At 71.9% G+C, this 23,250-nt stretch carries 21 protein-coding genes; 6 read left to right on the forward strand and 15 right to left on the reverse strand.

Annotation, left to right across the window (positions count from 1 at the left end):
* Positions 1 to 4 precede the first annotated feature (4 nt).
* From ACZ4TO_RS21215 to afsQ1, 4 genes are all read right to left on the reverse strand, one after another.
* Positions 5 to 586: a VanZ family protein gene (locus ACZ4TO_RS21215; RefSeq protein WP_382793401.1), complete on the reverse strand. Its 582-nt coding sequence runs from the start codon at positions 584 to 586 to the stop codon at positions 5 to 7.
* Positions 587 to 649: 63 nt separating this feature from the next.
* Positions 650 to 1,300 (reverse strand): hypothetical protein, encoded by a 651-nt coding sequence (locus ACZ4TO_RS21220; RefSeq protein WP_385049722.1) that lies wholly within the window; start codon positions 1,298 to 1,300, stop codon positions 650 to 652.
* Positions 1,297 to 2,880 (reverse strand): ATP-binding protein, encoded by a 1,584-nt coding sequence (locus ACZ4TO_RS21225; RefSeq protein ID WP_382793407.1) that lies wholly within the window; start codon positions 2,878 to 2,880, stop codon positions 1,297 to 1,299. Before ACZ4TO_RS21225 ends, ACZ4TO_RS21220 begins: the two co-directional genes overlap by 4 nt.
* A complete protein-coding gene (afsQ1, locus tag ACZ4TO_RS21230; protein ID WP_037625670.1) occupies positions 2,877 to 3,554 on the reverse strand; it encodes a two-component system response regulator AfsQ1 in 678 nt (225 codons plus the stop codon). Before afsQ1 ends, ACZ4TO_RS21225 begins: the two co-directional genes overlap by 4 nt.
* A 296-nt stretch (positions 3,555 to 3,850) precedes the next feature.
* On the opposite strand from afsQ1, the gene ACZ4TO_RS21235 reads away from it, so the two are divergent.
* Entirely contained in the window at positions 3,851 to 4,645 is a 795-nt protein-coding gene (locus ACZ4TO_RS21235) for a SigE family RNA polymerase sigma factor (protein ID WP_468024969.1), read from the forward strand.
* A gap of 197 nt (positions 4,646 to 4,842) precedes the next feature.
* On the opposite strand, the gene ACZ4TO_RS21240 is transcribed toward ACZ4TO_RS21235, so the two are convergent.
* Positions 4,843 to 5,490, reverse strand: coding sequence for a uridine kinase family protein (locus tag ACZ4TO_RS21240; RefSeq protein ID WP_385049715.1), 648 nt, complete (start codon positions 5,488 to 5,490; stop codon positions 4,843 to 4,845).
* Positions 5,491 to 5,753: 263 nt separating this feature from the next.
* On the opposite strand from ACZ4TO_RS21240, the gene ACZ4TO_RS21245 reads away from it, so the two are divergent.
* The gene (locus ACZ4TO_RS21245; RefSeq protein WP_382793417.1) at positions 5,754 to 6,161 is read left to right on the forward strand and encodes a hypothetical protein; all 408 of its coding nucleotides are present in this window, start codon (positions 5,754 to 5,756) and stop codon (positions 6,159 to 6,161) included.
* A gap of 150 nt (positions 6,162 to 6,311) precedes the next feature.
* On the opposite strand, the gene ACZ4TO_RS21250 is transcribed toward ACZ4TO_RS21245, so the two are convergent.
* From ACZ4TO_RS21250 to ACZ4TO_RS21265, 4 genes are all read right to left on the reverse strand, one after another.
* Positions 6,312 to 7,217: an aldehyde dehydrogenase family protein gene (locus ACZ4TO_RS21250; RefSeq protein WP_385049712.1), complete on the reverse strand. Its 906-nt coding sequence runs from the start codon at positions 7,215 to 7,217 to the stop codon at positions 6,312 to 6,314.
* A complete protein-coding gene (locus tag ACZ4TO_RS21255) occupies positions 7,218 to 8,675 on the reverse strand; it encodes an aldehyde dehydrogenase family protein (protein WP_382793423.1) in 1,458 nt (485 codons plus the stop codon).
* Between the two features lie 6 nt (positions 8,676 to 8,681).
* Positions 8,682 to 9,635 (reverse strand): deoxyribose-phosphate aldolase, encoded by a 954-nt coding sequence (deoC, locus tag ACZ4TO_RS21260; RefSeq protein WP_382793536.1) that lies wholly within the window; start codon positions 9,633 to 9,635, stop codon positions 8,682 to 8,684.
* Positions 9,636 to 10,191: 556 nt separating this feature from the next.
* A complete protein-coding gene (locus tag ACZ4TO_RS21265; protein ID WP_468024970.1) occupies positions 10,192 to 11,136 on the reverse strand; it encodes a class I SAM-dependent methyltransferase in 945 nt (314 codons plus the stop codon).
* Between the two features lie 73 nt (positions 11,137 to 11,209).
* On the opposite strand from ACZ4TO_RS21265, the gene ACZ4TO_RS21270 reads away from it, so the two are divergent.
* The gene (locus tag ACZ4TO_RS21270; RefSeq protein WP_382793428.1) at positions 11,210 to 11,647 is read left to right on the forward strand and encodes a helix-turn-helix domain-containing protein; all 438 of its coding nucleotides are present in this window, start codon (positions 11,210 to 11,212) and stop codon (positions 11,645 to 11,647) included.
* A gap of 52 nt (positions 11,648 to 11,699) precedes the next feature.
* Positions 11,700 to 12,362, forward strand: a complete 663-nt coding sequence (locus ACZ4TO_RS21275; RefSeq protein WP_382793431.1) for a PH domain-containing protein — start codon at positions 11,700 to 11,702, stop codon at positions 12,360 to 12,362.
* Between the two features lie 14 nt (positions 12,363 to 12,376).
* Here the strand turns inward: ACZ4TO_RS21275 and ACZ4TO_RS21280 are convergent, their stop codons facing one another.
* The 4 genes from ACZ4TO_RS21280 to ACZ4TO_RS21295 all read right to left on the reverse strand — a co-directional run bounded on the left by ACZ4TO_RS21280 (position 12,377) and on the right by ACZ4TO_RS21295 (position 17,342).
* Positions 12,377 to 13,597 (reverse strand): hypothetical protein, encoded by a 1,221-nt coding sequence (locus tag ACZ4TO_RS21280; RefSeq protein WP_385045620.1) that lies wholly within the window; start codon positions 13,595 to 13,597, stop codon positions 12,377 to 12,379.
* Between the two features lie 399 nt (positions 13,598 to 13,996).
* Positions 13,997 to 15,628: a phospho-sugar mutase gene (locus tag ACZ4TO_RS21285; protein ID WP_468024971.1), complete on the reverse strand. Its 1,632-nt coding sequence runs from the start codon at positions 15,626 to 15,628 to the stop codon at positions 13,997 to 13,999.
* Between the two features lie 85 nt (positions 15,629 to 15,713).
* Positions 15,714 to 16,538: a purine-nucleoside phosphorylase gene (locus tag ACZ4TO_RS21290; RefSeq protein ID WP_361691395.1), complete on the reverse strand. Its 825-nt coding sequence runs from the start codon at positions 16,536 to 16,538 to the stop codon at positions 15,714 to 15,716.
* Positions 16,539 to 16,904: 366 nt separating this feature from the next.
* A complete protein-coding gene (locus tag ACZ4TO_RS21295; protein WP_382793441.1) occupies positions 16,905 to 17,342 on the reverse strand; it encodes a gamma-glutamylcyclotransferase family protein in 438 nt (145 codons plus the stop codon).
* 107 nt (positions 17,343 to 17,449) lie between these two features.
* Between ACZ4TO_RS21295 and ACZ4TO_RS21300 the strand changes: the two genes are divergently transcribed.
* A complete protein-coding gene (locus tag ACZ4TO_RS21300; RefSeq protein WP_382793443.1) occupies positions 17,450 to 18,898 on the forward strand; it encodes an NAD(P)H-quinone dehydrogenase in 1,449 nt (482 codons plus the stop codon).
* A 203-nt stretch (positions 18,899 to 19,101) separates the two neighbouring features.
* On the forward strand, positions 19,102 to 20,034 hold the full coding sequence (locus tag ACZ4TO_RS21305) for a DeoR/GlpR family DNA-binding transcription regulator (protein WP_451074883.1): 933 nt from the start codon (positions 19,102 to 19,104) through the stop codon (positions 20,032 to 20,034).
* Between the two features lie 256 nt (positions 20,035 to 20,290).
* Here the strand turns inward: ACZ4TO_RS21305 and ACZ4TO_RS21310 are convergent, their stop codons facing one another.
* A complete protein-coding gene (locus ACZ4TO_RS21310; RefSeq protein ID WP_468025059.1) occupies positions 20,291 to 20,836 on the reverse strand; it encodes a TetR/AcrR family transcriptional regulator in 546 nt (181 codons plus the stop codon).
* A gap of 374 nt (positions 20,837 to 21,210) precedes the next feature.
* Entirely contained in the window at positions 21,211 to 22,983 is a 1,773-nt protein-coding gene (locus ACZ4TO_RS21315; RefSeq protein WP_468024972.1) for an acetyl/propionyl/methylcrotonyl-CoA carboxylase subunit alpha, read from the reverse strand.
* Positions 22,984 to 23,250: the final 267 nt, after the last annotated feature.

A 23,250-nucleotide genomic window follows, 5' to 3' on the forward strand; every position in this document is an offset into this window, starting at 1 on the left:
AACGCTACGAGGACGACGTGCGCGACACCTCGCTCCAGGGGGCGATCCCGACCCTGGCAATCGTCGGGGTCCGACCCTGAGCCTGGTCCTCCGGGAGGACGGTCGCGCGGCGCCGCCTCTCGGCCCTGCGGCGGAACCGGGCCCTGAGGGCGGGTACGACCGCGAGATGCGCGAGCGCCACGCCGAGGGTGTTCAGCAGGATCGAGTCGATGTCCACGACCTGGCCCGGCACCCCGGTCTGGAGCAGTTCTATGCCCAGCGACAGCAGCACGCCGGCGGCGGTGGTCCGCAGGAGCGACCCGAGCGGGGAGACGGCGAGCCTGCCTCCCGCCATCGGGAGCAGCACACCCAGCGGGGCGAGCAGGCCGAGGCCCGCGGCGATGCGCCGGGCGGCCACCGCCGGGCCCAGTGCGAGGTCGGCTCTGATACCCGCGAAGGGCCGCAGGTTGGCGGCGCTCACCCAGGGGACGTCCAGCGGCCGCAGCGTGATCCAGGCGACGAGCGCCAGGTGTGCGACGAGGAGGACACCTCCTGCCACACGGACGCGGGTGACGGCGCTGCCGTCCTCTGAACCATGACGCTGCACGCCCCCCAAGACGCGGGGTCCGGCACGATCGGTTCCGCTGCGAAGCGTTTCGGCCCCGTGGCGTTACGAACCCCGGACAGTCGTCGACGCCGGGGCCGTGTCGCCCGGCGCGGCGCGCATCTCCGGGGTGCACTCGTAGCTGCGCAGGCCGGAGGGGGCGGGACCGCCCAGGACGACACTGCCGTCGTCCCGCGCGGCCGCCGAGTCCGAGAAGGTGCACACGATCTGGGCGAGGGCCGTGCGCGTGAGGTTCTGCGGCGGGGTGCTCAGCCGCAGCGTGTCCTCGGGATCCCCGTCGTGGGGCCCGCCGACCGTCATGCCGCCGCGTACGTCCGTCGTGTACCCGGCCTGCTCCTCGGGCGTCGAGGGCGCCTCGGCGAGCTCGTCCAGCAGCGCCTGGGCCACCAGGACCCGGCGTGCCGACTCCGCCGTACCGTCCGGGATGCGCACCGACCGGTCGACCGTGACCAGTTGTTCCGAGCAGAGCAGGAAGACCTGGACCGGCACCCCGTGCGAGGACTGGGTGGTGATGTCCGGGCCGGAGAGGGCGCAGGGAACCCGCGAGGGCGCCGGACCGAAGTCGGTGGGCACCTGGGTGGGACGGATACCGCATCCGGTGAGCAGCACGCCGAGCAACGGAACGGCCAGCCAGGGCAGCACCCTCCTTCGGGAGGTGGTGTGCGCCCGTGGGCCGGTGGGGTGTGCGGGGGTCATCCGGTGGTGCCTTCCGTGCCGTTCCCGTGCGCGGAGGCGTCCCGGCCCCGCGGGTGGTCGGCGAGCAGTTCCGACGGGTCCCGGGGGAGGCGCAACGTGAAGACCGCCCCGCCCTCGGGCGCGTTCGCCGCGGTGATCTCGCCGCCGTGGATGTGCGCGTTCTCCAGGGCGATGGAGAGGCCGAGACCGCTGCCCTCGGAGCGCGGACGGGACGCGCTGGCCTTGTAGAACCGGTCGAAGACGTGCGGCAGGACGTCCTCGGGAATGCCGGGACCGTGGTCCTGCACCTCGATGACCAGTTCCTCGCCCTCCATCCGCACCGACACCCGTACCGGCGAGCCGCCGTGCTTGAGCGCGTTGCCGATCAGGTTCGCCAGGATCACGTCGAGGCGGCGCGGGTCGAGCCGCGCCATCTTGCCGCGCTCGGCGTCCAGCTCGACGGCGTCCAGCCAGGCGCGCGCGTCGATGCAGGCGGTGATCTGGTCGGCGATGTCCACGTCGTCGAGGATGAGCCGGGCGGTGCCCGCGTCGAAGCGGGTCACCTCCATCAGGTTCTCGACGAGGTCGCCCAGGCGCCGGGTCTCGCTGACGACCAGCCGTACGGCCGGCTCGATCATCGGGTCGACGCTGCCGGTCTCCGCGTCCAGCTCCTCTTCGAGGATCTCGGTGACGGCGGTGATCGCGGTGAGCGGCGTGCGCAGTTCGTGCGACATGTCGGCGACGAACCGGCGGGACGCCTCGTCCCGCGCGCTCATGTCCGCGACCCGTTTCTCCAGCGACTCCGCCGTGCGGTTGAACGTCCGTGACAGATCCGCGAGTTCGTCCGTGCCGGAGACCCGCAGCCGGGTGTCCAGCTTGCCCTCGCCGAGCCGGCGCGCCGCGATGCCCAGCCGGTGCACCGGCTTGAGGACCGTGGTCGCGGCGGCCTGGGCGAGCAGCGCCGAGCCGATCAGCGCGAGCCCCGTCGCGATACCCAGCGACCAGGCCAGGGAGTTGAGGTCCTTGGCCTCCGGCTCCAGGGACTTGAGCATGTAACCGGTCGTGCTGCCGTCGATCACCCGGGCACCGCCCACGAGGTACGACTTGTCGTGTTCGGTGATCCGCTGCCAGTACAGGTGGTACGCGGACGTGTTGGTCGAGGTCAGCGGCTGCTGCTTGTTCACCGCCTTCTGGAGGGACTTCGGTACGTCCTCCAGCGTGAAGGTGTCCAGCTCGGAGTTGCCGGTGATCATCTTGCCGTCGGCGGCCTCGGCCGTCAGCAGCACACTGAAACGCTGGCTGCTGTTCGCCATCTGCCCGGCCGTGCGCTGGAGTTCGTCCTGCGCCGGGTGTACGGGCAGCATGCTCGCGTGGTTGCGCATCTCCTGCTGGAAGTCGCGCAGCACCGCGTCCTGGGTGCGCGTCAGCACGGCCTCGCGGTTGAGCCAGTACGCGATGCCCGAAGCGGACACCGCCGCGGTGAGCGCGACGAGTCCGAACACCACGACCAGCCGCAGCCGAAGACTGGTGAAGCGCAGACCGGACAGCAACGCCTTGCGCGCCGCGGCCCAGCCGCGGAGCTTGTCCTGCGGTTTGGTCACTGAGGGTTGTCCAGCCGATAGCCGACGCCGCGCACGGTACGGATCAGAGTGGGCGAGGACGGCACGTCCTCCACCTTCGCGCGCAGCCGCTGCACACAGGCGTCGACCAGACGCGAGTCACCCAGGTAGTCGTGCTCCCATACGAGACGCAGCAACTGCTGCCGGGACAGGGCCTGTCCGGGCCTGCGGCTCAGCTCCAGGAGCAACCGCAGCTCGGTGGGCGTCAGTTGCAGATCCTCACCGTTCTTCGTGACCGTCATCGCGGCACGGTCGATGACCAGCGAGCCGAAAGAGGCCGAGTCGTTCGCCTCCCGCTCGCCGCGGCGCAGCACGGCACGGATCCGGGCGTCGAGCACCCGGCCCTGCACCGGCTTGACGACGTAGTCGTCGGCGCCGGACTCCAGTCCGACCACGACGTCGATGTCGTCACTGCGCGCGGTCAGCAGGATGATCGGCAACTGGTCGGTGCGCCGGATGCGCCGGCACACCTCGAATCCGTCGATGCCGGGCAGCATCACATCCAGCACGATCAGATCCGGTCGCTGCTCGCGCAGCAACTTCAGACCGTCCTCGCCGGTGGCAGCGGTGGCCACGCGGTGTCCCTGGCGCGTCAGTGAGAGCTCCAGGGCCGTCCGGATGGCGTCGTCGTCCTCGATCAGCAACAGGGAAGGCACGAACGTCATTCTGGCCCATGTCATGCGTGTGTATCGACTGTTGGAGCGCTCCCACTCGACTCCCGCACCCAACGAGGGGTCCCGTCGCCTGCCGCCGGGGCCCGAGTGGTCGTCTGTGTAGTCGTACCGCTCTTCTCTGTGATCGCGCTGTGCCGCGCCCCGGGGCGGGCCCTGTGACAGGTCTGTGACAGTCGGCGGACACGGCCATGAAGTGGGCCCGGCAAGCTTTTCGACACAAGGCAGGACGCACGACGGAACGAACCGAAGGTCCGGGACTCCACGACGGGGGGCGCGAGATGAACACGCTGCACAGCACCAGCACTAGCGCAGTTGTCACGCGGCTCCACGACGTCACCCGGGCCACGGAGAAGTCCGGGGTCGTGAGCGGACGGGGGTGCGCTCGCGGTGCCGGGCGTCAGCACACCGCGTACATGACGGTGGTTGACGGTTACACGGGGGAGAACACCACGGCGCAGGCCGCCGTGGGCACGACGGGGGGGAAGGCTCACGGGGGAGCCGTGTACGGGGAGGGCTCGGGGGAGCGTCGTTCCGGGGCGGGGAGCGTGGAGGCCGAAGCGGCCTTCACCGCCTACGTCCAGGAGCGCCGCGCCTCCCTGTACGCAACCGCCTACCACCTGACCGGTGACCGCTTCGAGGCCGAGGACCTGCTGCAGAGCGCGCTGTTCTCGACGTACCGGGCCTGGGACCGGATCAGCGACAAGGCCGCGGTCGGGGGCTACCTCCGCCGCACCATGACGAATCTGCACATCAGCGCGTGGCGCCGCCGCAAGCTGAACGAGTACCCGACCGAGGAGCTGCCGGAGACGCCCGGCGACACGGACGCGATGCGCGGCACCGAGCTGCGCGCGGTCCTGTGGCAGGCGCTGGCCCGGCTGCCCGAACTCCAGCGGACGATGCTGGTCCTGCGGTACTACGAGGGCCGCACCGACCCGGAGATCGCGGAGATCCTCGGCATCAGTGTCGGCACGGTGAAGTCCAGCATCTGGCGCTCGCTGCGCCGGATGCGCGAGGACGAGGTCCTCAGCTTCGGCCGTGACGAGGAGGAGTCCTTCGGGGAGCTTGTCGCCTGAGGGGCACGGAGGCCGGCTCCGGGGGGAGCCGGTGACGGGGGAGTCGGTTCCGGGGGGAGCCGACACCGAACGGGGTCACGGGGAAACGGGTCACGGGGAATCGACCGTGTCACGGGGGACCACGGGGGAAACGGAAGAAGGTCCAGGCGGTCGGGGGTCCGCTTGGACCTTCTTTCGTGTTTTCGGGAAGCGGGCCGTTACGCGGTCGCCGTGGGGGCGATCGCGCGCGGCGCGGCCGGGGAGGCCGACGCGGCCTTCAGTCGGCCGAGTGCCTCGTCCCGGTCGCAGGGGTGGGCGCCCAGGGCGGCCTGGCGGGCCACGATGGAACGCTCGGTGCGCATCAGCCGCCAGCCGCGCCGCAGCAGGAAGGGCACCGACTTGCGGCCCTCCTTCAGATCCCGCAGGAACCGGCGCCGGAACGTGGTGACCGCGCCCCGGGACAGGCACAACGCGTCGGCGAGGACGCCGAGTTCACGGCAGCGCCCGACGATCTCGGCGGCGAAGATGCCCTCCGCGATGAACAGCGGCGCCCCGTCGATGCCCAGGGCCTCGGTCCCGGTGCGGGCGCTCAGCGAGATGTCGTAGACGGGGATGGTCGTACGTCCCGTACGGCACAGTTCCTCGATCGCGGCGACGGCGGTGTCCGCGTCCCACGACTGCGGGTGGTCCCAGTCGATGTCCTCGCTGCCCTCGACCTGGGGCAGCGTCGGATCCGTGGCCTCTTTGTAGAAGTCGTCGAGGCGCAGCACGGGGAGCCCGGAAGCGGCGGAGAGAAGGGACTTCCCGGAGCCGGAGGGGCCGCACAGCAGCACCACGCGGGCGGGTATCGGGAGAGGGGAACCCAATGGTCTGTACCTTCTGTGACAGGTCCGGCGGCGCCGCGCGTCGGCGCGGCTCCCCGCCATTATCCCCGGCTTTGCCGAATGTGCGGACGGATGTCGGACGGATGTGACGAGTGGCGCTGATATGCCTGTTGCCCCGCAGGAGCGAATCCGCCGCGCGGGCCGCTCGACGCCCGATCCCGTCAACTACTCTGCGTATCGCATCAATCGCATTCAGCTTCCGACCCGTCACCCCTGAACCCCCGCTAGCCGAAGAGGAACACCTGATGGCGCGACACGCAGCCCAGCGGAACACCCTGGCCCGTACGACGGCGCGGATCACCGCGGTGGCCGGCGTGGCCGCCGCCGGCGCGGCCGCGGTCACCCCGGCCTTCGCGGCCGCGGCCCCCGCCGTGGACGCCCCGCACCACCGGTCCGGCTCGCTCGGCAACCTCGACCCGCTGGCGGGACTGGCGGCGCTGAACGGGACCACGGGCTATGTCCTGGGCCCGATCGAGGGCCTCAAGCCCAACCCGCTGGCCGGCACCGGCGTCGACCCGCTCGACAACGGCGTGGGCACCCAGCTCGCGGACTTCAAGCCGCTGACCTCCAAGGCGCTCACCGGGCCGGTGGCGCAGGCGCGGTCGATCGGCGGCATCCCGGTGCTCGGCCAGGTGACCGGACTCCTCCACTGACCACTCCCACACGGGCCGACGGCCCCCGGGCATGAGAGAGCCGCGCTCCCCCTGGACGGAGGGGAAGCGCGGCTCTCTCGTGTCGCGGGGCCCCGGGGACACGGATCGGGGCCCCGGCGTCTCAGCGCCGGCCCGCGGGGCGGGCCGGACTCAGTAGGACGAGCCCGAGGCGCCCAGGGAGCCCGTCGGGTGCCAGACGGTCTTCGTCTCCAGGAAGGCCGTCAGGCGCTCGGTGCCGGGGGTGCGCGCGTAATCCACAGGCTGTGGACGAAGGACGCGCTTCAGGTTGTCCGCGGCCGCGATCTCCAGCTCCTTCGCCAGCACCTCGTCGGCGCCGGCCAGGTCGATCGCGTTGACGTCCTGGTGCGAGGCCAGCGGGGCCGCGATCTCCGCGGTCCGGCCGGACAGGATGTTCACGACACCGCCGGGCACGTCGGAGGTGGCCAGCACCTCGCCCAGCGACAGCGCCGGGAGCGGGGACTTCTCGCTGGCGATCACGATCGCCGTGTTGCCGGTGGCGATCACCGGGGCGAGGACGGACACCAGGCCCAGGAAGGACGACTCCTGCGGTGCCAGGACCGTCACCACGCCCGTCGGCTCGGGGGAGGAGAGGTTGAAGTACGGGCCCGCGACCGGGTTGCCGCCGCCCACGACCTGGGCGATCTTGTCGGTCCAGCCCGCGTACCAGACCCAGCGGTCGATCGCCGCGTCGACGACGGCCGCCGCCTTCGCCTTCGACAGACCCTCCGCGTCGGCCACCTCGCGGACGAACTGCTCCTTGCGGCCCTCCAGCATCTCGGCGACGCGGTACAGGACCTGGCCGCGGTTGTACGCCGTCGCCCCGGCCCAGCCGCCGAACGCCTTGCGCGCCGCGACGACCGCGTCACGGGCGTCCTTGCGGCTCGACTGCGGAGCGTTCGCCAGCCACTTGCCCTTGGAGTCGCTCACCTCGTACACCCGGCCGCTCTCGGAACGCGGGAACTTGCCGCCCACGTACAGCTTGTAGGTCTTGAAGACGCTCAGGCGCTGCTGCTCGGACTTCTCGGCTGCACTCATTTATCGCTCGCCCTCCGGGCTAGACGGGGCGAGGTACGCCTCCAGACCGTGCCGGCCGCCCTCGCGGCCGAAGCCCGACTCCTTGTACCCGCCGAACGGCGAGGTCGGGTCGAACTTGTTGAACGTGTTGGACCAGACGACGCCCGCGCGGAGCTTGTTCGCCACGGCGAGGATCCGGGAACCCTTCTCGGTCCAGATGCCCGCCGAGAGGCCGTACGCGGAGTTGTTGGCCTTGGCGACCGCCTCGTCCGGGGTGCGGAACGTCAGGACGGACAGCACCGGACCGAAGATCTCGTCGCGGGCGATGGTGTGCGCCTGGGTGACGTTCGTGAACAGCGTCGGGGCGAACCAGTAGCCGGAGGACGGGAGTTCACAGGCCGGCGACCAGCGCTCGGCGCCCTCCGCCTCACCCTGCTCGACGAGCGTGGTGATACGGGAGAGCTGCTCGGCGGAGTTGATCGCGCCGATGTCCGTGTTCTTGTCCAGCGGGTCGCCGAGGCGCAGCGTCGACAGACGGCGCTTGAGCGAGTCGAGCAGCTCGTCGTGGATCGACTCCTGGACCAGCAGCCGGGAACCCGCGCAGCAGACCTGGCCCTGGTTGAAGAAGATGCCGCTGACGATGCCCTCGACGGCCTGGTCGATCGGGGCGTCGTCGAAGACGATGTTCGCGCCCTTGCCGCCCAGTTCGAGCGTGACCTTCTTGTGCGTGCCCGCGATCTGGCGGGCGATCGCCTTGCCGACGGCGGTCGAGCCGGTGAAGGCGACCTTGTCCACGTCCGGGTGCTCGACGAGCGCCGCGCCCGCGTCGCCGTACCCGGGAAGGATGTTGACGACACCCTTGGGCAGGCCGGCCTGGCGGCAGATGTCCGCGAAGAACAGCGCCGTCAGGGGCGTGGTCTCCGCGGGCTTGAGGACGACCGTGTTACCGGTCGCGAGGGCCGGCGCGATCTTCCACGCCAGCATCAGCAGCGGGAAGTTCCAGGGGATGACCTGGCCCGCGACGCCCAGCGGACGCGGGTTCGCGCCGAAACCGGCGTGGTCGAGCTTGTCGGCCCAGCCCGCGTAGTAGAAGAAGTGCGCGGCGACCAGGGGGAGGTCGGCGTCGCGGGTCTCCTTGATCGGCTTGCCGTTGTCCAGCGTCTCCAGGACGGCGAGCTCACGGCTGCGCTCCTGGATGATCCGCGCGATGCGGAACAGGTACTTGGCGCGCTCGGAGCCGGGCAGCGCGGACCACTTCACGAAGGCCTTGCGGGCCGCCTTCACCGCGCGGTCGACGTCCGCCTCGCCCGCCTGGGCGATCTCGGAGAGGACCTCCTCGGTGGAGGGGGAGACGGTCTTGAAGACCTTGCCCTCGGCGGCCTCGGTGAACTCACCGTCGATGAACAGGCCGTAGGAGGGGGCGATGTCGACGACGGAGCGGGACTCGGGCGCCGGTGCGTATTCGAATGCGGAAGCCATGATGGATCAGTCCACCGTCACGTAGTCGGGGCCGGAGTAGCGGCCGGTGGCCAGCTTCTGACGCTGCATCAGCAGGTCGTTCAGGAGCGAGGACGCGCCGAAGCGGAACCAGTGGTTGTCCAGCCAGTCCTCGCCCGCGGTCTCGTTCACCAGGACCAGGAACTTGACGGCGTCCTTCGTGGTGCGGATGCCGCCGGCCGGCTTCACGCCGACCTGCACGCCGGTCTGGGCGCGGAAGTCGCGGACGGCCTCCAGCATCAGCAGCGTGTTCGCGGGCGTCGCGTTCACGGCCACCTTGCCGGTGGACGTCTTGATGAAGTCGGCACCGGCCAGCATGCCGAGCCAGCTCGCGCGCCGGATGTTGTCGTACGTCGACAGTTCGCCGGTCTCGAAGATGACCTTCAGGCGGGCGGCGCCCGAGGCCTCCTTCACGGCGACGATCTCGTCGTACACCTTCAAGTATCTGCCCGCGAGGAACGCCCCGCGGTCGATGACCATGTCGATCTCGTCGGCGCCCGCGGCAACGGCGTCACGCACGTCGGCCAGCTTCACGGGGAGCGCGGCGCGGCCGGCCGGGAACGCGGTCGCGACCGAGGCGACCTTCACCCCGGAGCCGGCGACGGCCTCCTTCGCGACGGCCACCATGTCGGGATAGACGCAGACCGCGGCCGTGGTGGGCGTCGTCCGGTCGGTCGGGTCCGGGAGGACCGCCTTGGCGCCGAGCGCCCGGACCTTGCCCGGGGTGTCCGCGCCTTCCAGCGTCGTCAGGTCGACCATCGAGATGGCGAGGTCGATGGCGTACGCCTTCGCGGTGGTCTTGATGGAACGGGTGCCGAGCGAGGCGGCGCGCGCCTCCAGGCCGACCGTGTCGACGCCGGGCAGCCCGTGGAGGAAGCGGCGCAGCGTGCTGTCGGACGCCGTCACGTCGCCGAGGGCGTGTGCTGGTGCAGAGGTGGGCATGGTCACCAGACGAGCATATCTACGCGCGTAGCGGCTTGTACAGCCCCGGGGTCCCGGGCGGATTTTTTCCACCGCCCGGTGTGCCGCCTTGCCCGCCGGCCGAGAGGCGCCTCTGCCCCTCCGGGCGGGATGCCCCCGGATACGCTCCCCGCCCCGGCCCGCGACCAGCGTTTCTTCGCCCCCTCCGCCCCTACCCGTCCCATACCTGGGGCTCCGCCCCAGACCCCGCTCCTCAAACGCCGGAGGGGCTGAAACTTTGGCCGGCCGGGGCGGAATCCTGCTGGAACCGTCTGGATCACGCGCCCGCAGCCGGGATCCGGCGTGAGGGGCCGTGCCGGTACATCAATGGCCGTCGCCACCGACGCCCACATCTCCGCCCGACGGCGACGGGCTGATGCACCGGCACGGCCCCGACCCACCCACCGGAGCGACACCGCCGACGTCAGCCCCGGCCCGCCCACCGGAGCGACACCGCCGACGTCAGCCCCGGCCCGCCCACCGGAGCGACACCGTCGACGTCAGCCCCGACCCGCCCACCGGAGCGACACCGCCGACGTCAGCCCCGGCCCGCCCGCGCGTCGATCTGCCAGCACGCCGCCGTGAAGCGGACCTCCCCCTCGTGGACGTACGGATCGAACGCGGGCCGGACCGCCGAGACGACCCGCGACCTCGTCGTCTCGTCCGCGTCGCGCAGCGCGATCCCGACCGGCCCGAACCGGCTGAAGTACGGGACCAGCTCCTTCTCGGGCATGACGCACTCCACGTCGACGGCCCGGAGACCGACCCCGGTCCACCCGGCCCCCTCCAGCAGCCGCCGCACCTTGTCCGCGTCCGCCAGCGCGAACTGCCCCGGCGCATCGGGATCCCGCGCGGGCAGATCCGGCATGAGCGGCGCCGCCGCCCGCTCGGCCGTCGTCATGAACGGGTTCTCCGCGACGTCCCGCCAGACGACGAACCTCAGCACGGCACCGTCCTTCGCGGCCCGCCGCAGATTCGCGAAGGCCCGCACCGGATCGGAGAAGAACATGACCCCGAAGCGGGAGACGACCGCGTCGAACTCCGCGGGCGGCTCGAAGACGTGATCCTGCGCGTCGGCGCGGACGAACGAGACGGCTCCGACGCCCGCACCCACCGCCTCCGAACCGACCCGCTCCGAACCCGCCCGGTCCGCACCCACCCGCTCCGCCCGAGCCCGAGCCGCCCCCACCATCGGCTCCGAGATGTCGACCCCGACACACGACCCCCCGGCCCCGAGCCGCCGCGCGATCGCCACCGTCGTGCCGCCCGTACCGCAGCCCACGTCGAGGACCCGACCCCCCTGCCCGGCCGGAAACGTCTCGACGAGCAGCCTCTCCAGCGGCGCGAACATCGCGTCCACCATGTCCTGGGCCTCGACCCAGGCATTCCCGGACGGCCCGTTCCAACGAGCGGCCTGCTCGTCACCCACGGCGTCACCGCCCGCGTCCCCCACCGTGTCACCCGCCTCGCGACCGGATCCCATCACGCCTCCTGTGGTTGCCCTCACGGCCTGGAGATGACACCGTCCTACTTCAAGCCGACTTGAGGTCAAGACGATGCCGGATCTGGATATCGCCGAAGTGGCACGCCGCGCCGGAGTACCCGCTTCGACCCTGCGGTACTACGAGGAGAAGGGGCTCATCGCCCCGACGGGCAGACGCGGCCTGCGCCGCCAGTACGACCCCGCAGTCCTGGAACGGCTGGCACTGATCGCGATGGGCCGGTCCGCCGGATTCTCGCTGGACGAGATCGCCCGGATGTTCACGCCGGAAGGGCCCCCGCGCATCGACCCCCGGACCCTGCTCGACAAGGCCGACGAACTGGACCGGACGATCCGCGAGCTGGAGGTCCTGCGCGACTCCCTGCGGCACACCGCCGCCTGTCCCGCGCCCAGCCACATGGAATGCCCGACCTTCCGCCGGATCATCGGGGCGGTCGTGGCCGGCACGGTGGTCCCGGGGAGACGGGCGGCACGGAGCCCTTCGCGACCATAGCGAGACCCGACCGAGCTCAAGCACGCGGCGCACGTCGGGCACAATCGGGACCATGACGACCCCCGACCACCAGTCACCCCTTCCGGACGCCTCGCGACCCGAGGCCAGGGACCGGATCTACCGGTCCCCCGCCGGTATCGCGGGCGGCGTCCTCCTGCTCCTCATCGTGGGCTGGCTCGGCTTCGACGCGCTGGTCTCCGGCCACGGCCGCACCCCTTGGCTGGCGCTCGCCGGACTGATCCTGATCGTCCCCGTCGTGACCGCGTTCACCCTGCGCCCCGCCGTCTACGCCAACGAGGACCGCCTGCGCGTCCGCAACCCGCTGCGCGTGATCGTGCTCCCCTGGAGCAAGGTCGCCTCGCTGCGGTCGCACTACTCGAACGAGGTGATCGACACCTCGGGCACGAAGTACCAGCTCTGGGCGGTGCCGGTGTCGCTGCGGGCCCGCAAGAAGGCGGCCCGGCAGACGGCTCAGGGCGCGCCCGGCCGCGGGGGCTCGCCGGCCCGCGCGTCCGCCTTCGGCCGGTCCGCCGCCACCGACACGCCGGTCCGCCCCGAGACCGACCGGATCATGGACGATCTGCGCGAGCTGGCGGAGCACCGGGCGGCCGCGGAGGGCGCGCAGGGTGAGGTCACGGTGCGCTGGGCGTACGAGGTGATGGGCCCCGCGCTGGCCGGCCTCGTGGTCCTGGTCATCCTGCTCCTCATGGGCTGACGTCCGCCGGACCCTCAGGGCGCGCTCGGCCACACCAGGACCATGTACGCGCCGCAGTACGCCGAACCGAGGACCGCGGCCGTGAGGAACCCCGTCCTGAGGCGGCGTGAGGCGCGGGCCAGGTACAGGGCCAGGGGCAGCAGCAGCGGGAAGCCGGGGAGCAGGAAGCGGGCCCGCGGGAAGTAGACACCGCCGCTGCCGAGGACGATCAGCAGCAGGATCCCGGTGTAGACGAGGAGCGGGAGCGGCTGGCGGTCGCCCACCGACAGCGCGTACAGCGCCACGGCCGCCAGCAGGGTCACCGTCACCATCACCAGGAACAGCTCCGGCGAGGAGTTCCGCGCGAGGACCTCCCGCAGCCGGCGCGCGGTCTCCGCGCCGCCGTCCCACTCGTTGTGCCACAGCCGCTGCACGGCGAAGTAGCCGTCCCAGCGGCCCAGCCTGTGCCCCACCCAGCCGACGTACGCGAGCCAGCCGGCCGGGGCCAGGACGACCGCGCCGAGCGCCCGGAGCGAGAAGCCGCGGCGCAGCGACAGCAGCGCGGCCACGGCCACGGCGGCGGCCACCGCGACACCGGTGGGCCGGGTCAGCCCCGCGAGCGCCGCCAGCGAGGCGGCCCACAGCAGCCGGCCGCTGAGGACCGCGTAGAGCGCCCACGCGGCGAAGGCGGTGAACAGCGACTCCGTGTAGCCCATCCACTGGACGAGCCCCACCGGCAGGGCCGCCCACAGCACGGTCAGCAGCACCCCCACGCGGCGGCCGTGGAGACGGCTGCCGACCGCGTGGACGCCCCACGCGGCGACGAAGGAGCCCACGACCGCGATCGCGAGCCCGGTCGAGGCGCGCGAACCGGGGGTCACCGCCGCGACGGCCTTGACCAGGACCGGATAGAGCGGGAAGAACGCCAGGTTGTTCGCGTCGAACGCGGTGCCCAGGTGGCGTGCGTAACCGTGGTCGGCGATGCCGAGGTACCAGTCCGCGTCCCACTGGGCCGCCAGGATCGGCCAGACGCCGTGATGCCTGCGGTGCGCCCAGAGCGCGAGGGTGAGCAGTCCGGTGAGACGGACGGCCGCGTAGGCGGTCAGGGCGGGGGCCGCGTGCCGCAGACCGGCGCGGACCAGGGCGAGGCGGCCGGCGGCGCCGGGCGCGTGCCGGGCGGCCGGGACGCCGGGGACGGTCCCGCCGGGCGCCGTTCGGGGCGGGGCGGACGTCCGCCGGGAATCGGTCGAGGGCACGCGGCGGCTCCTGGGACTCGAAGGTGCGCTGCCGGTAACCGTTCCTCGGTCGTCCGGTGGCGCACGGGAGCGCTGCGTCAACTGCCCTGCGGAAATCACCCGTAAGAAGGGCGGACGAGCGTGTCAGAACCTCACCGGAAGCCCCACACAGCTCCCCGCATGGGAATCCCGCACCGGAAGCCCCACACAGCTCCTCGCACGGGAAACCCGCACCGGAAGCCCCACACAGCTCCTCGCACGCGAAACGGAAGCCCCACACAGCTCCCCGCACGGGAAACGCGCACCGGGAAGCCCCACACAGCTCCCCGCACCGGAACCCCGCACGGCCCCCGGGCGGAGGCGACGGACACGCCGCGCCCCCACCCGGGATGCTCACCGGGGTGCCCCGGGGAAATGAACTCAGATGCCGGCCGCGGCCGACAGGTCCCGCTTGATCGCCGTCAGCAGCTCGGCCGCCCTCGCGTGGGCCGCCGGGAGCTCGTCGTGGCCGCCGACGGGCACCACGACCTCCAGGTAGCACTTCAGCTTGGGCTCGGTGCCGCTCGGCCGGACGATGACCCGGGCACCGTCCAGCGTGTAGCGCAGGCCGTCCGTGGGCGGCAGCTTGTCCGTCCCCCGGGTCAGGTCCTCGGCGCTGGTGATGGCGAGGCCCGCGAGCTCCGTGGGCGGCTGCTCGCGCAGCCGGCGCATGGCGTTCGCGATGACCGAGAGGTCCTCCACCCGCACCGAGAGCTGGTCGGTGGCGTGCAGCCCGTACGCGACGGCGATGTCGTCGAGGAGATCCAGCAGGGTCCGGCCCTGCTCCTTGAGCTCCGAGGCCAGCTCGGTGACGAGCAGGGCCGCGGTGATGCCGTCCTTGTCGCGTACGCCGTCGGGGTCGACGCAGTAGCCGAGCGCCTCCTCGTACCCGAAGCGCAGCCCCTCGACGCGGGCGATCCACTTGAAGCCGGTGAGCGTCTCCTCGTACGGCAGGCCCGCGCCCTCGGCGATCCGGCCGAGCAGCGAGGAGGAGACGATCGACTCGGCGAACACGCCGCGCGCGCCGCGTCGTACCAGGTGCTCGGCGAGCAGCGCGCCGACCTCGTCGCCGCGCAGCATGCGCCAGTCGGCTCCGGCCTTCACGGCCACGGCGCACCGGTCGGCGTCCGGGTCGTTGGCGATGATCAGGTCGGGTTCCGCCGCGCGGGCCGCCGCGAAGGCGAGGTCCATCGCGCCGGGCTCCTCCGGGTTGGGGAAGGCCACGGTCGGGAAGTCCGGGTCGGGCTCGGCCTGCTCGGCGACGAGCACCGGCTCGGGGAACCCGGCCCGCGCGAAGGCCGCGAGCAGCACGTCCTTGCCGACGCCGTGCATGGCCGTGTAGACGGTGCGGGCGGTACGCGGCGAGCCCTCGGCGAGGACGGCGTCCGTACGGGCCAGGTAGGCATCCAGGACGCTCTCGTCGAGGGTCTCCCAGCCGGACTCGGGGCGCGGCACGTCCGCGAGCGCGCGGACCGCGTCGATCTCGGCGGCGATCTCCGCGTCGGCCGGCGGGACGATCTGCGAGCCGTCGCCGAGGTAGACCTTGTAGCCGTTGTCCCGGGGCGGGTTGTGGCTGGCGGTGACCTCCACGCCCGCGACCGCGCCGAGATGCCGTATGGCGTAGGCGAGGACGGGGGTGGGCAGCGGCCGGGGCAGGACGGCGGCGCGCAGGCCCGCGCCCGTCATCACGGCCGCCGTGTCCCGGGCGAAGTCCTCGGACTTGTGGCGGGCGTCGTAGCCGATCACCACGAGGCCGCCGGTCCGTCCCTTGGCCTTGAGATACGCGGCGAGTCCGGCCGCGGCCCTGATGACCACGCTGCGGTTCATCCGCATCGGCCCCGCGCCGAGCTCACCGCGCAGGCCCGCGGTGCCGAACTGGAGCGTTCCGCTGAAGCGGGCGGTCAGCTCGGTGACGTCCGCCGCCGCGACGAGCTTGGCGAGTTCGTCACGGGTCTCCGCGTCGGGGTCCTCGGCCAGCCACGCCTCGGCCCGCGCGACGATGTCGTCCTGCACCTGGGGTGCACCTCTCTTCGGTCGTACGGCTTCCGTGTGCCCGGGTCGCTCCGCCCCCGGCGCCGGGGGCGCGTGACCCTGTCGCCTACAGACGATCCAGCACCTGGGTCAGAAGTTCCCCCATGCGCGCGGCCGAGTCGCGGCCGGCCTGGAGGACTTCCTCGTGGTTGAGGGGCTCGCCCGTCATACCGGCGGCGAGGTTGGTGACGAGGGAGATGCCGAGCACCTCGGCGCCCGCCTCGCGCGCGGCGATGGCCTCGAGGGTCGTCGACATGCCCACGAGGTCGGCGCCGATGACACGGGCCATCCGGATCTCGGCGGGGGTCTCGTAGTGCGGGCCGGGGAACTGCGCGTAGACGCCCTCTTCCAGGGAGGGGTCCACCTCCTTGCACAGCGCGCGCAGTCGCGGCGAGTACAGGTCGGTGAGGTCCACGAAGTTCGCGCCGACGATCGGCGAGGTGGCCGTCAGGTTGATGTGGTCGCTGATCAGCACGGGCTGGCCGGGGCGCATGCCCTCGCGCAGGCCGCCGCAGCCGTTGGTGAGCACGATGGTCTTGCAGCCGGCGGCGACGGCGGTACGGACGCCGTGCGCGACGGCGGCGACCCCGCGGCCCTCGTAGAAGTGGGTGCGGCCGAGGAAGACCAGGGCGCGCTTGTCGCCGATCCGGTACGAGCGGATCTTGCCGCCGTGGCCCTCGACCGCCGGCGGCGGGAAGCCGGGCAGCTCGGTGACGGGGAACTCGGCCTCGGGGGTGCCGAGGGCGTCCACCGCGGGAGCCCAGCCGGAGCCCATCACGAGGGCGACGTCGTGGGTCTCGGCGCCCGTCAGCTCACGCAGGCGCGTGGCGGCGGCGTCGGCGGCGGCGTGGGGGTCGCCCTGGATGTCGTCCGGAAGAAGAGATGCGTTCACGCGCAAGAGCGTAGCCGGTTCGGGCCTACGCGCGTAGATGACAGTGCTCACGGTCTTGCGATCGTTGTCTTGTCGTTTCCGACAAACGAACGAGACCGAGACCACTTCGCACGGCTCCGAGACGCCGCGGAGCGGCGGGGTGACGAGGGCGCCTGGGCGTCGGGCGGAGACGGGCGGGCGGGTGGGAGACACGCCGCGGAGCGGCGGAGAGGCGACGGCACCCTCGTGACCGGCCGAGACGGGCGGGCGGGTGGGAAAAGCGCCGCGGAGCGGCGGAGAGCCGAGGGCACCTTGGCGTCGGGCCGAGACGGGCGGGCGGGTGGGAAAGCCGCCGCGGAGCGGCGGAGCACGCCGGTAGGACAGACGTCAGCAGGGCCGCTTGCGCAGCTCCATGACGTAGTCGTGAGGAGCCCCGGCGGACTCGGCGGCGTCCGCGATCTCGCCGAGATAACGCGCCGAGGGCAGTCCCCCCTCGTACCCGTTCAGTACGTAGACCCACGCGCTCTCCTCACCCTCCAGTGTGTGCACACGTACACGCATCCGGCGGTAGACGTCGAGGCCGACGCCCTCCCAGCGGTCCATGGAGTCCTCGTCCGGCGGGGCGAGGTCGTACAGCGCCACGAAGACCTGGGACCGCGGCGCCTCGACGATGGTCGCGAGGGCCCCCTCCCAGCCCATGTGCTCGCCGCCGAAGGTCAGTCGCCAGCCGTTCAGCCAGCCCGTCGCGCGCAGCGGCGAATGCGGGGCGCGGCGCGTCATGAGCCGCGGATCGAGATTGCCGGCGTACGCGGCGTAGAGCGACATGGGGTCGAGGGTACGTCAGCGGCACGCGGGCCTCTCACGTAACAAAGTGGCTCGGATGCGCCGGACTCGGGGCCCCTGGGCGGAAGCACCTTGAAGCGTGCGGGACAATGGAGTACGTGACTCGGATCGTGATCATCGGTGGCGGACCCGGCGGATATGAAGCGGCGCTGGTCGCCGCGCAGCTCGGCGCGGAGGTGACCGTCGTCGACTGCGACGGTCTGGGCGGGGCGTCGGTGCTCACCGACTGCGTGCCGTCGAAGACTCTGATCGCCACGGCCGAGGTGATGACGACCTTCGACTCCTCCTACGAGGAGCTGGGGATCATCGTCGCGGACGACACCCCACCCATGGAGCAGGCGGCCAAGGTGGTCGGCGTCGACCTCGGCAAGGTCAACCGCCGTGTGAAGCGGCTGGCGCTCGCCCAGTCCCACGACATCACCGCCTCGGTGACCCGGGCCGGCGCCCGTGTCCTGCGCGGCCGCGGACGGCTGGAGGGCATGCAGGCCCTGGACGGCTCCCGCAAGGTCGTCGTGAGCGCCGCGGACGGCACCGAGGAGACCCTCACCGCCGACGCCGTGCTCATCGCCACCGGCGGACACCCGCGCGAGCTGCCCGACGCGCAGCCCGACGGCGAGCGCATCCTGAACTGGACCCAGGTCTACGACCTCGACGAGCTGCCCGAGGAGCTCATCGTGGTCGGCTCCGGTGTCACCGGTGCCGAGTTCGCCGGTGCCTACCAGGCGCTCGGCTCCCGCGTCACCCTCGTCTCCAGCCGCGACCGCGTGCTGCCGGGCGAGGACCCGGACGCCGCCGCAGTCCTCGAGGACGTCTTCCGCCGCCGCGGCATGAACGTCATGGCCCGTTCCCGCGCCGAGTCCGCCAAGCGCGTCGGCGACCGGGTCGAGGTCACGCTCGCCGACGGCCGGGTCATCAGCGGCACGCACTGCCTGATGGCCGTGGGTGCCATCCCGAACAGCAGCGGGATGGGCCTGGAGGAGGCCGGCGTCAAGGTCCGCGACTCCGGGCACATCTGGACCGACAAGGTCTCGCGCACCACCGCCCCGGGCGTGTACGCGGCCGGTGACGTGACCGGCGTCTTCGCCCTCGCGTCCGTCGCCGCCATGCAGGGCCGGATCGCCATGTACCACTTCCTCGGCGACGCGGTGGCCCCGCTGAACCTGAAGACGGTCTCCTCGAACGTCTTCACCGACCCGGAGATCGCCACCGTCGGCTACACCCAGGCGGACGTCGACGCGGGCAAGATCGACGCCCGGGTCGTGAAGCTGCCGCTGCTGCGCAACCCGCGCGCCAAGATGCAGGGCATCCGTGACGGCTTCGTCAAGATCTTCTGCCGCCCCGGCACCGGCATCGTGGTCGGCGGTGTGGTCGTCTCCCCGCGTGCCTCGGAGCTCATCCACCCGATCTCGATCGCGGTCGACAACAATCTGACGGTCGAACAGATCGCGAACGCGTTCACCGTGTACCCGTCGCTGTCCGGCTCGATCGCCGAGGTGGCGCGGCAGCTCCACACCCGGAAGACCACGGGCGAGGGCTGAGGCCTCCTGCCGACTCCCCGCTGGTCACGGGGAGTTGGTCACGCTCCGCAGCGCGAGGCCGGCGAGAGTGGGCACGTATACCACTGAGCACCCCGCCATGCGAACAACTTCTGTTATTCGGCGCAAACTGCTGAAAGCAGACGGTCGTTGGGGTTACTGTCAGTTTCGTGTTCGCTGCAGAACGTCGCCAATTGATCCTCGAAATGGTGCGAGCGAACGGGGCCGTGTCGCTCCGTGAGCTCGCCCGCGTCGTCCAGACCTCCGAAGTGACCGTACGGCGGGACGTGCGCGCGCTGGAGGCAGAAGGACTCCTCGACCGCCGGCACGGCGGTGCGGTATTGCCGGGCGGGTTCACGCGGGAGTCCGGCTTTCCGCAGAAATCGCATCTCGCGACCGCCGAGAAGACGGCCATCGCCGATCTCGCCGCGGGTCTCGTCGAAGAGGGCGAGGCCATCGTGGTGGGGGCGGGGACCACCACGCAGGAGCTGGCCCGCCGGCTCGCGCGGGTGCCCGGCCTGACCGTCGTCACCAACTCCCTGCTGGTGGCCCAGGCATTGGCCCACGCCAACCGCGTCGAGGTCGTGATGACCGGCGGCACCCTGCGCGGTTCCAACTATGCCCTGGTCGGCTCGGGTGCGGAGCAGTCCCTGCAAGGACTGCGCGTGTCCCGGGCGTTCCTCTCCGGGAGCGGTCTGACCGCCGAGCGCGGACTCTCCACGTCCAACATGCTCTCGGCGTCCGTGGACCGTGCCCTCGTCCAGGCCGCCGCGGAGGTCGTGGTCCTCGCCGACCACACCAAGCTCGGGACGGACACCATGTTCCAGACCGTGCCGACCGACCTCATCACCCGGCTGGTCACGGACGAGCCACCCGCCCATGACGACCGGGCGGCCACGGAACTGCAGGCCCTGGCCGATCAGGGCGTGCAGATCGCGGTGGCGGGGTCATCGGCGTCGGGCGGTGCGGGAGGTGATCCGCTTCCGGCGGGGCGTCAGCCACGTCGGGACGTACCGCTCCCGGGTCCGCGCCGCGGCCAGGTGGTCCCGGGCTCGGGACCGCAACTACGGAGCGCGACGGTGATGGGGGACCAGCCCCCGGCCGAACGGGCACGAGTGGCCGATCTGCGACGCCGCTGAGCGGTGTCCCCGGGACGGTGAAGCGGACGGCCGAGCCCCTCGGCCGACCGACCGGACCGGCTCACCGGTCCCAGGCCGTGCATCAGATCGGTTCACGGTTCACGGCTCAGGGCGCCGGGTCACCGGCGCAGGGCGGTCCGCGTTCCCGGGCCGCAGGCCGGGGGTTCACGGTGCCGGGCCACCGGGGGTACGGCGGTCCATGCCGCCGGGCCGCGGGCCGGGTGGCTCACCGGTCAGGCCCGCAGGCCGGGCCGGTTCACGGCTTCAGCCCGCGCAGGGTCAGGTTCAGCAGCCGGTCGGCCAGCGCGGGATCGTCCGGGGTTTCTTCCGCGGCCAGCGCGATCGCGTTGGTCAACTGGAGGAGATCCCCGATCGAGACGTCGGGGCGTACGGCCCCCGACTCCTGGGCGCGCAGCAGCAGGGCGCCGCCCGCCTCACGCATCGGGCCACTGCACCGGGCCAGGTGCGAACCGTCGTCCCGCGAGGCCGACATGAGGGCGCGCGCGAGTCCCCGGTACGCGCCCGCGTGCGAGATGATCTCGCGCAGCCACTCCACCAGCGCGGTGCACGGCTGCGGGGCGTCGAGCAACTCGCGCGAACGGGCGAGCAGATCGCTCACCGCGTCCTCGAAGACCGCGCTCATCAGGGCGTGCCGGTTCGGGAAGTGCCGGTACAGCGTGCCGATTCCGACGCCCGCGCGCCGGGCCACGTCCTCCAGGGACGCGTCCGTGCCGTGCGCGGCGAACGCGGAGCGCGCCTCCGCGAGCAGCCGTCCGTGGTTGCGCCGGGCGTCCGCCCGCATCACCCGCGGCGCCCCTGTGTCCTGGGCGGGCCCGGACGTTCCGGCCCACTCCTTCGCGGTCGCGCCCACCATGGCCTCCACCTGCCCTCTTCCCACCCGTCCGGCTGCGCTCCAGGATGCCACCGGCGGCCGCCGGACGGACGTGCGCGGGCTCCGCGCCGGACGGCTCGAAGCATCATGGACGGTTGCGCGGCCGGGACGCCGGGCGCCGCCCGGCCCGAGCCCCACTTCGTACGCGCAAACGCCCGCCAGGTTGTTCCGTACGGGGAAGCCCCTGGCGGCGGTTCCGTACGCGGAAGCGCCCGGCGGGCCGCGGAGGGCGGTTCGCCGGGCGCTTCTGACGCCACGGGACGGGTGTGTCACCCGTCCGCGTTTCAGTCCTTGATCTCGCAGATCGGGGCGCCGGACGTCACCGAGGCACCGACCTCCGCGCTCAGGCCCTTGATGGTGCCGGAGCGGTGCGCGTTCAGGGGCTGTTCCATCTTCATGGCCTCCAGGACGACGATCAGATCGCCCTCCTTGACCTCCTGGCCCTCCTCGACGGCCACCTTGACGATGGTGCCCTGCATCGGGGAGGCGAGGGTGTCGCCCGAGGCGACCGGGCCGGACTTCTTCGCCGCCCGGCGCTTGGGCTTGGCGCCGGCGGCCAGACCGGTGCGGGCCAGCGACATGCCCAGCGAGACGGGCAGCGAGACCTCCAGGCGCTTGCCGCCGACCTCGACGACCACCGTCTCGCGGCCGGGCTCGTCGTCGGTCTCGGCGTCGGCCGGGGCGGCGAACGGCTTGATCTCGTTGACGAACTCGGTCTCGATCCAGCGGGTGTGGACCGTGAACGGGTCCTCCGAGTCGGTGAGCTCGGGGGCGAACGCCGGGTCCACGACCACCGCGCGGTGGAAGGGGATCGCGGTCGCCATGCCCTCGACCTGGAACTCGGCCAGGGCGCGGGCGGCCCGCTGGAGCGCCTGCTTGCGGGTGGCGCCGGTGACGATCAGCTTGGCGAGCAGGGAGTCCCAGGCCGGGCCGATGACGCTGCCGGACTCGACGCCCGCGTCCAGGCGGACACCGGGGCCGGTCGGCGCCGAGAAGGCCGTGACCGTACCGGGGGCCGGCAGGAAGTTGCGGCCCGGGTCCTCACCGTTGATGCGGAACTCGATGGAGTGGCCGCGCAGTTCGGGATCGCCGTAGCCGAGCTCCTCGCCGTCCGCGATACGGAACATCTCGCGGACCAGGTCGATGCCGGCGACCTCCTCGGTGACCGGGTGCTCGACCTGCAGACGGGTGTTGACCTCCAGGAAGGAGATCGTGCCGTCCATGCCGACCAGGAACTCCACGGTTCCCGCGCCGACGTAGCCGGCCTCCTTGAGGATCGCCTTGGAGGACGCGTACAGCTCCGCCACCTGCGCCTCGGACAGGAAGGGGGCGGGGGCCTCCTCGACCAGCTTCTGGTGGCGGCGCTGGAGCGAGCAGTCACGCGTGGAGACGACGACCACGTTGCCGTGCTGGTCGGCCAGGCACTGCGTCTCCACGTGCCGGGGCTTGTCGAGGTAGCGCTCCACGAAGCACTCGCCGCGCCCGAAGGCCGCGACCGCCTCGCGCACCGCCGACTCGTACAGCTCCGGCACCTCTTCGAGGGTGCGGGCGACCTTCAGACCGCGTCCGCCGCCACCGAAGGCGGCCTTGATCGCGATCGGCAGACCGTGCTGCTCGGCGAACGCGACGACCTCGTCGGAACCCGAGACCGGGTCCGGGGTGCCCGCCACCAGCGGCGCGCCGGCGCGCTGCGCGATGTGCCGGGCGGCGACCTTGTCACCCAGGTCGCGGATCGCCTGCGGCGGCGGACCGATCCAGATCAGCCCGGCGTCGAGGACGGCCTGGGCGAAGTCCGCGTTCTCCGAAAGGAAGCCGTAACCCGGATGGATGGCATCCGCGCCCGAGTCCTTGGCGGCCTGCAGCACCTTGGCGAAGTCCAGGTAACTGGTGGCCGGAGTGTCACCGCCCAGCGCGAACGCCTCGTCCGCCGCACGGACATGCAGAGCGTCCCGGTCCGGTTCCGCATACACGGCAACGCTCGCGATCCCGGCATCCCGACATGCTCGGGCCACGCGGACAGCGATTTCGCCACGGTTGGCGATGAGCACCTTGCGCACGATGGCTCCCTCCTTGAAAACAAGCCGAGTTTAGGGACAGCCAACACGACACTTCGAGCTGTCCCCAGTGGTGAGCTTGCCCACACGGAGCGTGATACGAGGCTCGCCCTACCCGCGAAATCCCTTGTCGTGCCAAGGCACGCGGGAATCCTTCCCTGAACCCTAGCCCTCCGGTGTGGCCAAGGTCTCTGTGACTCCGTGCTGCGGCCCACAACGATTCTTTGTCGAGTCCCTACGAATGGCCCAACGATTCTTTGCCCTCGACGG

The organism is Streptomyces sp. NPDC028298 (assembly GCF_055565895.1).

Bases quoted from the DNA above. Each gene is read 5' to 3' on its own strand.
- ACZ4TO_RS21220 (WP_385049722.1), bottom strand. From the start codon at position 1,300: ATGACCCCCGCACACCCCACCGGCCCACGGGCGCACACCACCTCCCGA.
- ACZ4TO_RS21235 (WP_468024969.1), top strand. From the start codon at position 3,851: ATGAACACGCTGCACAGCACCAGCACTAGCGCAGTTGTCACGCGGCTC.
- ACZ4TO_RS21245 (WP_382793417.1), top strand. From the start codon at position 5,754: ATGGCGCGACACGCAGCCCAGCGGAACACCCTGGCCCGTACGACGGCG.
- ACZ4TO_RS21250 (WP_385049712.1), bottom strand. From the start codon at position 7,217: ATGAGTGCAGCCGAGAAGTCCGAGCAGCAGCGCCTGAGCGTCTTCAAG.
- ACZ4TO_RS21255 (WP_382793423.1), bottom strand. From the start codon at position 8,675: ATGGCTTCCGCATTCGAATACGCACCGGCGCCCGAGTCCCGCTCCGTC.
- deoC (WP_382793536.1), bottom strand. From the start codon at position 9,635: ATGCCCACCTCTGCACCAGCACACGCCCTCGGCGACGTGACGGCGTCC.
- ACZ4TO_RS21265 (WP_468024970.1), bottom strand. From the start codon at position 11,136: ATGGGATCCGGTCGCGAGGCGGGTGACACGGTGGGGGACGCGGGCGGT.
- ACZ4TO_RS21270 (WP_382793428.1), top strand. From the start codon at position 11,210: ATGCCGGATCTGGATATCGCCGAAGTGGCACGCCGCGCCGGAGTACCC.
- ACZ4TO_RS21275 (WP_382793431.1), top strand. From the start codon at position 11,700: ATGACGACCCCCGACCACCAGTCACCCCTTCCGGACGCCTCGCGACCC.
- ACZ4TO_RS21295 (WP_382793441.1), bottom strand. From the start codon at position 17,342: ATGTCGCTCTACGCCGCGTACGCCGGCAATCTCGATCCGCGGCTCATG.
- ACZ4TO_RS21300 (WP_382793443.1), top strand. From the start codon at position 17,450: ATGGAGTACGTGACTCGGATCGTGATCATCGGTGGCGGACCCGGCGGA.
- ACZ4TO_RS21305 (WP_451074883.1), top strand. From the start codon at position 19,102: ATGGTGCGAGCGAACGGGGCCGTGTCGCTCCGTGAGCTCGCCCGCGTC.
- ACZ4TO_RS21310 (WP_468025059.1), bottom strand. From the start codon at position 20,836: ATGCGGGCGGACGCCCGGCGCAACCACGGACGGCTGCTCGCGGAGGCG.